At 38.5% G+C, this 8875-nt stretch carries 10 protein-coding genes; 4 read left to right on the forward strand and 6 right to left on the reverse strand.

Annotated features, from left to right (window positions below; all coding sequences use genetic code 11):
• Window positions 1-713: DEAD/DEAH box helicase family protein (locus Q0037_RS00520; RefSeq protein ID WP_297513776.1), on the reverse strand; the 713-nt coding region annotated here is incomplete at its 3' end.
• 134 nt (window positions 714-847) lie between these two features.
• Here Q0037_RS00520 and Q0037_RS00525 point away from each other — a divergent pair.
• Together Q0037_RS00525 and Q0037_RS00530 are read left to right on the forward strand one after the other, a co-directional pair.
• On the forward strand, window positions 848-1135 hold the full coding sequence (locus tag Q0037_RS00525; RefSeq protein WP_297513779.1) for a DUF3817 domain-containing protein: 288 nt from the start codon (window positions 848-850) through the stop codon (window positions 1133-1135).
• The gene (locus tag Q0037_RS00530; RefSeq protein ID WP_297513782.1) at window positions 1125-2387 is read left to right on the forward strand and encodes a mechanosensitive ion channel domain-containing protein; all 1263 of its coding nucleotides are present in this window, start codon (window positions 1125-1127) and stop codon (window positions 2385-2387) included. The genes Q0037_RS00525 and Q0037_RS00530 overlap by 11 nt, the downstream gene beginning before the upstream one ends.
• Here the strand turns inward: Q0037_RS00530 and Q0037_RS00535 are convergent.
• The gene (locus Q0037_RS00535) at window positions 2384-2779 is read right to left on the reverse strand and encodes a hotdog domain-containing protein (protein WP_073362248.1); all 396 of its coding nucleotides are present in this window, start codon (window positions 2777-2779) and stop codon (window positions 2384-2386) included. The two genes, Q0037_RS00530 and Q0037_RS00535, sit on opposite strands and share 4 nt — an antisense overlap.
• A 167-nt stretch (window positions 2780-2946) precedes the next feature.
• On the opposite strand from Q0037_RS00535, the gene Q0037_RS00540 reads away from it, so the two are divergent.
• Both Q0037_RS00540 and Q0037_RS00545 read left to right on the forward strand, forming a co-directional pair.
• Complete coding sequence (locus Q0037_RS00540; protein WP_297513790.1) at window positions 2947-4263, forward strand: OmpA family protein; 1317 nt, start codon at window positions 2947-2949, stop codon at window positions 4261-4263.
• A gap of 77 nt (window positions 4264-4340) precedes the next feature.
• Window positions 4341-4736, forward strand: a complete 396-nt coding sequence (locus tag Q0037_RS00545) for a glyoxalase (RefSeq protein ID WP_297513792.1) — start codon at window positions 4341-4343, stop codon at window positions 4734-4736.
• A 56-nt stretch (window positions 4737-4792) separates the two neighbouring features.
• Here the strand turns inward: Q0037_RS00545 and Q0037_RS00550 are convergent, their stop codons facing one another.
• The 4 genes from Q0037_RS00550 to Q0037_RS00565 form a co-directional block, all read right to left on the reverse strand.
• Complete coding sequence (locus tag Q0037_RS00550; RefSeq protein WP_297513795.1) at window positions 4793-5287, reverse strand: DUF2231 domain-containing protein; 495 nt, start codon at window positions 5285-5287, stop codon at window positions 4793-4795.
• A 29-nt stretch (window positions 5288-5316) separates the two neighbouring features.
• Entirely contained in the window at window positions 5317-6435 is a 1119-nt protein-coding gene (locus tag Q0037_RS00555) for a VIT1/CCC1 transporter family protein (RefSeq protein ID WP_297513798.1), read from the reverse strand.
• A 2-nt stretch (window positions 6436-6437) separates the two neighbouring features.
• A complete protein-coding gene (locus Q0037_RS00560) occupies window positions 6438-7556 on the reverse strand; it encodes an efflux RND transporter periplasmic adaptor subunit (protein ID WP_297513801.1) in 1119 nt (372 codons plus the stop codon).
• Window positions 7557-7558: 2 nt separating this feature from the next.
• A partial coding sequence (locus Q0037_RS00565; protein ID WP_297513804.1) for a TolC family protein occupies window positions 7559-8875 on the reverse strand: 1317 nt, incomplete at its 5' end.

An 8875-nucleotide genomic window follows, 5' to 3' on the forward strand; every position in this document is an offset into this window, starting at 1 on the left:
AGCATGTTTTCCTGCATCATCAAATTGGAATACAATTCATCGGAGGATTTTACGGTATAATCCCCGTTGATGCCCACTTTTAAAGAGGTTAATCCAACATTGTAACTGTACGTGGTAGCCTTGGCCAAATACCCTTGTTCAATCAATTCTTGGATGGTATCACCAACAATTAATTCATTGTAATTTTGATACATCGGCAGTTTGATATTTGAACTCAAAGGGGTAGCCGTTACGCCCAAGATAAAAGCATCTTTGAATGCGCTAAATAATTTTCGAAAGGAATTAAAATGTGCTTCATCGACAATCACCAAGCCTACATCTTGTATCGCTAATTTTTTATCGTTTAAACGATTTTTCAAGGTTTCCACCATCGCTACAAAACAAGCATACTCATCTTGGTCGGGCAATTCTTTGATGGAACTATTAATGATCTTATTTTTAACTTGGAAATGAGTTAGCATTTTTGACGTCTGCTTGCACAATTCGATGCGGTGCGTAAGTACAACAACTTTCTTTTGATGTTTTTCTAAATAACGCCGTGTGATTTCGGAAAAGATTACCGTTTTCCCTCCCCCTGTCGGCAATTGATACAATAAATGATACGATGATGGTGCGTGATCGAGTCGTTCAAAGATGACGCTGATGTCACGAATTTGGTAGTCGTAAAGTTCTTTACGGACTTCAAAATTATCGTTATGGAGTAGTTCGGACATCAAAAATGAAATTTTGCAAAAATAACATTAAAAAAGACGTTCCTCCTAATTTTCAATGCGTTTGTTTTGGTTAAATTTTCGATAATTAATTATCAACAAAGCGAATACTCCCCTATTTTTGCCCTCAAAAAAGGATGACAACAATTTTTCGCTGGGTTGCTTGGGGAGAAGGACTATCGTATATCGCTTTGTTTATCAATATGTTGCTGATTAAGCCCTCAGATTTAATCTTGTATAAAACACTTTTGTTTCCCATTGGTATGGCGCATGGGATTTTGTTTATTGCCTATGCCTACCTCGCTTTTGCCCTAAAATCAAAACAAGGATGGAGCTGGAAAGATTTATTTTGGATCGAATTAGCTTCCTTCCTTCCGTTTGGTACCTTTATAGCCGAAAAACGTTTTGTAAAAAATGCATCATAAACTGGAATTACTTTACGGTTGGTTATATCCATTAATCCGAAAATTAGGATTTGGCGACACCTTTGCCTCTTATACTAGCCTAGTGGTTAATATGATTGAGATGGTGGGTGTTGCCTTTATCATCTATTGGGTTTTTCGATTTACCTTAGTCACCGTTTTAGCCGTAGTTGCGCAACGTACCAAAACCAATTTTGATGATTTATTGGTCAACAACAAAACGGCCAAGTACATTTCGTACCTCATTCCCTTTTTATTCATATACAAATCAGTACCTGTTATTTTGGAGGAATATGTGTATTGGGAAGCGTTTTTTGGTAAAGTCGTTGGAGTTTACATCGTAGTGCTCACTTTATGGATCATTCGAAGTATTTTGAAGTCCATTCGTGATTTCTTAAAAGAAAAACCGAAATACGCTGACAAACCGATTGATAGTTTTATCCAAGTGATCATGATTATGCTTTGGGTAGTAGGCTCGGGCATAATCATTTCGCGCATTTTTGAAATATCGACCAACACTTTGTTGGGAACCTTGGGAGCGGTTTCGGCCTTTGTGATCTTAATTTTTAGAGACACCATTCTCGGATTTGTTGCGAGCGTTCAAGTGGCCACTAACGATATGGTGCGCATTGGCGATTGGATTACGTTTGATAAATATGGTGCCGATGGCGATGTGATTGAAATCAATTTGGCTACGGTAAAAGTTCGAAATTTCGATCATACCACCACCACAATTCCCACCTACAGTCTCATTTCTGATTCTTTTCGAAACTGGCGTGGTATGTTGGATTCCGATGGACGACGTATTAAACGTTCTATCTTGATTAAAGCCAAAAGTATACGTTTTTTGGAAGAACACGAACTTCAAAAAATGAAGCAAATTCAATTAATTTCTAGTTATATCGATACACGTCAACTTGAGATTACAAAATTTAATGCGACACATCAAATCGATAAATCGTTGTTGGTAAACGGTCGGAATATGACCAATTTTGGATTGTTCCGAAAATACATTACGGGCTATTTAGAACAGCATCCGGGACTGAATAAAAACATGATTTTATTGTGCCGTCAATTGCAACCTACATCGCAAGGTATTCCGCTAGAAATTTATGCGTTTTCTAAAGACCAACGCTTTGAACAATATGAATATATCATGGCCGATATTTTTGATCATGTCATGGCCTCGGTACCTTATTTTGACTTGGAAATATTTGAATTATCGTCTTCACTTACAAATGATTCAACCCCTTAACTAGAGCGATTTAACCGATCGCTGATGTATTCTATTTTTGTTTTCCCGTGCGGTTTCGGTTTGCCAAATTCATCAACACCTACCATAGTGATATGATCAATGGTGATAATGGTTTCGCGGGTCATCATGTTGCGTACTTCACACGTTAGGGTTAGCGAAGTGGTCCCAAATTTTAGGACGTCTATACCAATTTCAACAATATCGCCTTGTCGGGCTGAGCTCCTGAAGTTGATTTCAGACATATGTTTGGTAACAATACGCGGCGTTTCGAGTTGAATGATAGCATAGAGCGCTATTTCTTCATCAATCCAAGCTAGTAATCGTCCGCCAAATAAGGTGCTGTTGGGATTTAAATCTTCGGGTTTTACCCATTTTCGAGTGTGGAAACGCATAACTTATTCGCTGTTAATTTATTATACTTAATATTGTATTTAAGATTATTCTTACATTTGTTAATGATTGTGTTGGTAAAAATAAGGAATCTTTTAACACTTTTTGTTGCCTATTTACTTCAAAGGCTTATATTTGCAGTTCAAAGTATAAATTTAACCTATACCGTATGAAGAAAATTACTTTGTTGTCTTTAGTGTTGGCCTCGACTACCGCCCTAAACGCACAAAATGAAGAGGTTGCCAACGACACTTTAGCCTCTCCCGAATTCAACCGTTGGACTATTGAAGCTTCTGTGGGACAAGCAAAAGGAGTTAAACCGTATTCACCTGGTTATTTTTCAAGTGATCCCGGTACTTTTTTTGGTAAACCTCAGGCGAACAGTTTTGCCTTAGCAGGACGTTATATGTTCAGTCCTAACTTCGGTTTTAAAGGAACATTACACTTCGAAGAAATTAGAAATATTAAAGGAAATGGAAGTTTGCCTTTCAAGATGCAACAGTTTGGAGTATCTGTCCAAGGGGTTGTGAACTTAAGTCGTTTGTTTGGCATTCAAGAAAGTCTTAATCGCTTTGGATTATTAGCGCACGCAGGTGTTAAAATCGATGCAATGACCTCTAAAACGCAAAATATTGTTGAAAATGATCATAATTACAATGTTACTGAATGGAACGGTGGTTTAGTAGTTGGGATAACACCTCAATTTAGAATAACCAATCGTTTGGCAGCTATGTTGGATATCACGGTGCAAAATAACTACCGTCAGCATTTCAACTGGGATGGTACCTATGCTGATATTTCCAACAACTTAAACGGCCAGTTGATTTCAGGAACGATCGGTTTATCGTATTCGTTTGGTGCTAATGACATGCACGGTGACTGGGCAACAATTCGCGATAAAAAATCGGAAGAGATTGAAGCTTTGGGCAAACGTGTAGACGAAATGGAAACCTTGATGAACGATACCGACAAAGACGGTGTACCTGATTACCTAGACCAAGAGAACAATTCAGTAGCAGGTGTTGCTGTGGATAGCCGAGGTAAAATGGTGGATATTAACCGTAACGGTGTACCCGATGAATTGGAGCGTTACGTAGACAAATCAGCCAAACAAGTTGCTGAGAAATCTAATGTTGATATGGTTAAGAATCTTATCAACGAAGGTTACGTTACTACCTATTTCGATACCAACAAATCGACACCAACCAATGTATCTACAGAAGGAATCGACTTTATGTTGACTTACCTTCGTAACTTCCCTGATACTAAAATTGACATCATTGGTCATGCTGACGAAATTGGCTCTACGGCATCCAACATTAGTTTAGCCAACAAACGTGCTGAAGCTGTGAAAGCTATCTTGGTGAAAGCTGGAATCAGTGCTGACCGTATGAATGTAGTGGTTCAAGGGGAAGATACTTCGGTAGATCCGAACTCCGATGGTGCACGTAAACTAGTACGTCGTGTTACCTTCCGTGTGAAGTAATTAACAAATAGCTATTAATAACTACTAAAGCCTCTGCTTCAACGCAGGGGCTTTTTTGTTTACCTTTAAAAGAAAAAATGGAACCTAGAGACCCCAGCTTGATGGAATTGCGCGGCGAAGCCATTGGTACAATTACCCCTTTTTCTTCTTCAGAAGAGGTTTTTCAAAATCAGACGCTACGCCCTATCTTGAAGTTACAAAATGATTTATTCATTGAAGTTTTTCGAAACTACGCCATAAAGCAAAAGAATGTTTTTTTTGACTTATCGCCCGATAAAAAAATGGGGTATATCGAGAATGTCATCCAGCGAGATATCAAGTTTAGAAACTCTCTAAAAGGAATTGTCATCGGATTGTTTACCGTCGACGAATACCGTGAATATATTCAAAACTCTTCCAATTTAAATAAGCGAATGATGAATATGTTAATCGAACGCTTAAAAAGTCAAATCCAACTTTTTGAACAGGCATAAAAAAAAACGGACACTCTCTAGAATGTCCGTTTTTGAATTATAAAAACAATACGTATTTACTCTTCATGCGACTCCGTTGCTGAGTCATGAGTAGCCGGACTTTGTGTTGTAGCTTCACGAATTTCAGTGTGACGAATTTCACCCCCACTGGTTCCTGTTAAACTTCCCAAAACCATCCCTGTAATCGAAACTAGGGTTGCCAAAAGCGCCACCCATTTTGCTTTGGCATTTTCTTTCGTATTTAAGTACCAACCCACTAAGGAAAGTCCGCCTAATGCATACATGATCAACGCCATTTTTTCGGCAATTTCCTCATGTTCATGAATAATATCGTGACCAATTCCAGGCATTTCCTCTACAATTTCCTCAGCACCTTCACCGGTTCGCATACTGGCTAATGTAGCAATAGCACTAATGATAAATAAAAAATAGGCTGTATTTTGTAAAGTTTTATTTCGGAAAACCAAACTTCCAACTAAAAGTATAAATCCAAAAATTACGCCTACAATAGGAAAATGATTCACTACCAAATGTAAATGTGCTTCGTTCATAAGAAAAAAATATAAAAATTAAAATAATGTTATCCTGCCAATTGCACCCCTATCAACGCGCCTATTCCGTAAGTTATCGCAGCGGCGGTTAATCCAAACAGGATTTGTCGCATTCCCGAAAACCAAATCGATTTCCCTGTAAACAAGGTGATTGAAGCCCCAATTACAAACAATCCTACCACACTAGAAGTCAAACTTAATAATACCGCTTGCTGTCCCGTAAGAATAAAGAATGAAAAAAGGGGAATTATCGCTCCCAAGGCAAACAAAATAAATGAAGTAATCGCTGCTTCCCAAGCCGATCCTCCTAACTCGTCTTTGTTAATTCCTAACTCTTCCACAATTAGTGTATCAAGTGCCGATTCAGGAGTCGCAAACGCCTTTTCAGCCAATTGCTGTGCTTCTTTTTCCGACAATCCTTTCGCTTGATACAATAAGACTAATTCTTTCTTTTCCTCCTCGGGCGAAGCTTCGAGTTCGCTCATTTCCAAATCGATTTGCCTTTGATGCAATTCACTTGAACTCTGCACCGATAACCATTCACCTAAAGCCATCGAAATAGCCCCGGCCAATAAACCCGCAATTCCCGTTAATAAAATCGTATTATTTTGCGCAGCCGCACCCGCAACCCCCATCACTAAACTCATATTAGACACCAAACCATCATTGGCTCCCAACACTGCAGCACGAAGTGCATTTCCTCCTACCGATTTGTGGCGACTTTCCAACTTAGAGAGCAATCCTCCCGAGACATTCAGCGCTTCATTGGCACTCACGGCTTCAATAATCCGCAAATGGTTGTGTTCAAATCCCGAAACCGATTCTCCTGATTTTTGTTTATTTCGAACCACTGAAGAAGCCATCTGTTTTTCTACATTGGCCAAACTACTGATAATGGCATTGTAGCCAAATATTTTCCCTAAACGCAACTGCAATCGCGCGCGACTAGAAGGTTTTGGAAAAAAAGCTTTGCTATTTCCCTGCAATAATTCGTTATAAAAATGATTGGCATGCGCATCCTCAATAGCTGCAAGAGCCTCTAAAACTTTCTGCAAATTTGCATCCGTTTGTACCGCTGCAATACTGCGATATAAAAATGCAGTATCCACTTCGGTTTGCAGTTGCTTTTCTAATTGAGACGGGTTCATACTTAGTTGGTTACATCAAAAACTCCTTTCACGAGTATTTTAGCCTGCGCATTAATTTTTCCATTTAAAACGATTTCCACAAAATCCTCAGAAGTTCCGCCAATTTGAACGGGCACTTTAGTAAAATGGAATCCTTTGGCGTCCTTATGATGTACTAAAAGTACAAAATATTTATCATTCGTTTTTCCTAAAGCGTCTTTGGGAATCGCATATCCTTTTTTGCGATCGACAATAATTTGGGCATCTACAAACATTCCTGTCAGGAGTTCTTGCTTTTCCTTTTCATCCAAATGACCGTGTACGTTGGTCGTCCGTTCGGTACCTTCAATCGATTTGCCAATTAAATGAACACTTCCATTGTATATTTTTTGTGAAGCTTCGGGCACAGTAAACTTGATTAACTGATTTTCTTTTACCCGTAATATATCCTTTTCAAAAACACTCAACTCGACATGTAATTCGCTTGTGTTAACAATTTCCATCAATGATTCAGCCGGATTGACAGCCATACCTACCGTTGCATTTACAGCAATCACATCGCCCGAAATTGGAGCATACAAAGTAATGGTAGAGGCTATTTTACCTTGTTCTACAGCGGTGGGGTTAATGTGTAACATCACCAGCTTTTGACGCAATGTTTGGTATTGCCCCAAGGCCGTTTTGTATTCGCTATCGGCTTTTAAATAATTCTTTTGTGACGTAATTTTTTCATCGTATAAGGTTTTTTGGCGTGTGAATTCCGACTTTAAGAAGGAAATCTGTCGGGCTACGGTGAGATACTCTTTCTGCATATCCACCACCTCGGGACTTTCAATAGTCAATAATGCTTGTCCTTTTTGCACCTTATCCCCAATCAACAGGTTGGAAGACTTCACAAACCCTCCGATATAAGTTGTGATTTTTGCCCGATTTTTTGGAGGAACATCAATCCTTCCTGAGGCTTTGATAGTTACATCAAAATCCTTAACAATGGGAGTACTTACGGCCATTCCCATGGTTTTAAAATGCTGTTGTGAAACGGTTACATAGCCTGTATCTTGAGCCATTTCTTCAGAAGTAACCGATTCGTTTTTACACCCTAGTGCGAGTAAAATCAGCGTTATAACGATTATTTTTTTCATAATTAAGGAAGTGTCAAATACTGTAATTGATAATGAAGGGCATTATAATGGTAGACCGCATCCAAATAGGCGGCACGAATTTCGGTTGCATTCTCCAAACTGATGATGTATTGAAAAAAGTCAATTTCACCTTGTTTAAAACTTCGATCGGCTACTTTGGTAATTTCATCGGCCAATTGTTTCCCCGTATCCTGGTAATATTGCATGGCTTTTTGATACCGTTCAAGTTCTTTTTGTTGGGCTTTGATCGTAAGCTCTAAACGTTGAATGTCATGCTGCTTCTGAAATTCCCAACGTTGTTGCTCCAATTGCGCTATTTTTATTTTTGCTTGAGTAGCCCCAAAAAATAAGGGAACCGAAACACCAACTTGAAAGCCATAAAGCGACGAGGATAATCCGTTATTTCTACCTTGAAAATATTCCAAACTTAAATCGGGCAACCAGCCTTGTTTTTGGAGTGCTATATTACGATTGCTTACCTCGCTAACTTTTTGATAATAAACATCATAAAGGTTTTTATTTGAACTATAATCCAATTCCATTATGGGTTCTAATTTTTTTGTGGCAACCTTAGGAACCTCTTTATCTTGTAACACCGCAAGTAACCGAGCATACGTGGCTTCTAGTGCCATATCCAATTGTTCCAACTTGGTGTGGATTTGACGATACTTGCTCTCAGCGGTGATTTTTTCCAAATAATTGCTTTCCCCCAATTCAAATTTTCGTCCACTGGCTTTAGAAAAATTTTGATACAAACTATCCAAATAGTGATACATTTCTTTTTGATGATTCAAATACACCAAAGTATTGTAATGCTGGGCAACTTCTTGAAAAATAGCTAACTTTTGAACTTCAAAAGCCGCTTTCTCTTTTTCATATTCGGCTTCCAGCACTTTTTGTTGTGCACGATACACTGTAGGAAAACTAAATTGTTGCTGTACACCAAAGACTTTTATGGGAATATCGTTTAAGGCCAAATTATTTTGGTCATAGCTGTAATACAAAGTGGTTTTGTCAATGGTATAGGCCGCTTTGATGGCAGCTTTGGCACGATCAACATTGGTATTAATAGCTTTGAGAGCAGCATTGTTTGTTGTTGCTTTTTCCAATAACCCCTCTAACTCAGCATTTTTTTGTTGAGCAAAACCGAATGAAGAAAAACAAAATAGCGCCACCACAAGCAATTTGGCATTTATATTCAACTTTACTTTTTTTGTTTCTTTAGTATCCAATACCTTATACAAAACTGGTAAAACAATAAGGGTCAAAATCGTTGCCGTAAACAATCCCCCGATGACTACGGTCGCGAGAGGACGTTG

Origin of the sequence: Flavobacterium sp. (genome assembly GCF_027482425.1) — a bacterium.
Classification (GTDB): domain Bacteria; phylum Bacteroidota; class Bacteroidia; order Flavobacteriales; family Flavobacteriaceae; genus Flavobacterium.

Coding starts and splice junctions, on each gene's coding strand:
- Q0037_RS00545 (WP_297513792.1), top strand. CDS start 4,341: ATGGAACCTAGAGACCCCAGCTTGATGGAATTGCGCGGCGAAGCCATT.
- Q0037_RS00530 (WP_297513782.1), top strand. CDS start 1,125: ATGCATCATAAACTGGAATTACTTTACGGTTGGTTATATCCATTAATC.
- Q0037_RS00535 (WP_073362248.1), bottom strand. CDS start 2,779: ATGCGTTTCCACACTCGAAAATGGGTAAAACCCGAAGATTTAAATCCC.
- Q0037_RS00560 (WP_297513801.1), bottom strand. CDS start 7,556: ATGAAAAAAATAATCGTTATAACGCTGATTTTACTCGCACTAGGGTGT.
- Q0037_RS00540 (WP_297513790.1), top strand. CDS start 2,947: ATGAAGAAAATTACTTTGTTGTCTTTAGTGTTGGCCTCGACTACCGCC.
- Q0037_RS00525 (WP_297513779.1), top strand. CDS start 848: ATGACAACAATTTTTCGCTGGGTTGCTTGGGGAGAAGGACTATCGTAT.
- Q0037_RS00555 (WP_297513798.1), bottom strand. CDS start 6,435: ATGAACCCGTCTCAATTAGAAAAGCAACTGCAAACCGAAGTGGATACT.
- Q0037_RS00550 (WP_297513795.1), bottom strand. CDS start 5,287: ATGAACGAAGCACATTTACATTTGGTAGTGAATCATTTTCCTATTGTA.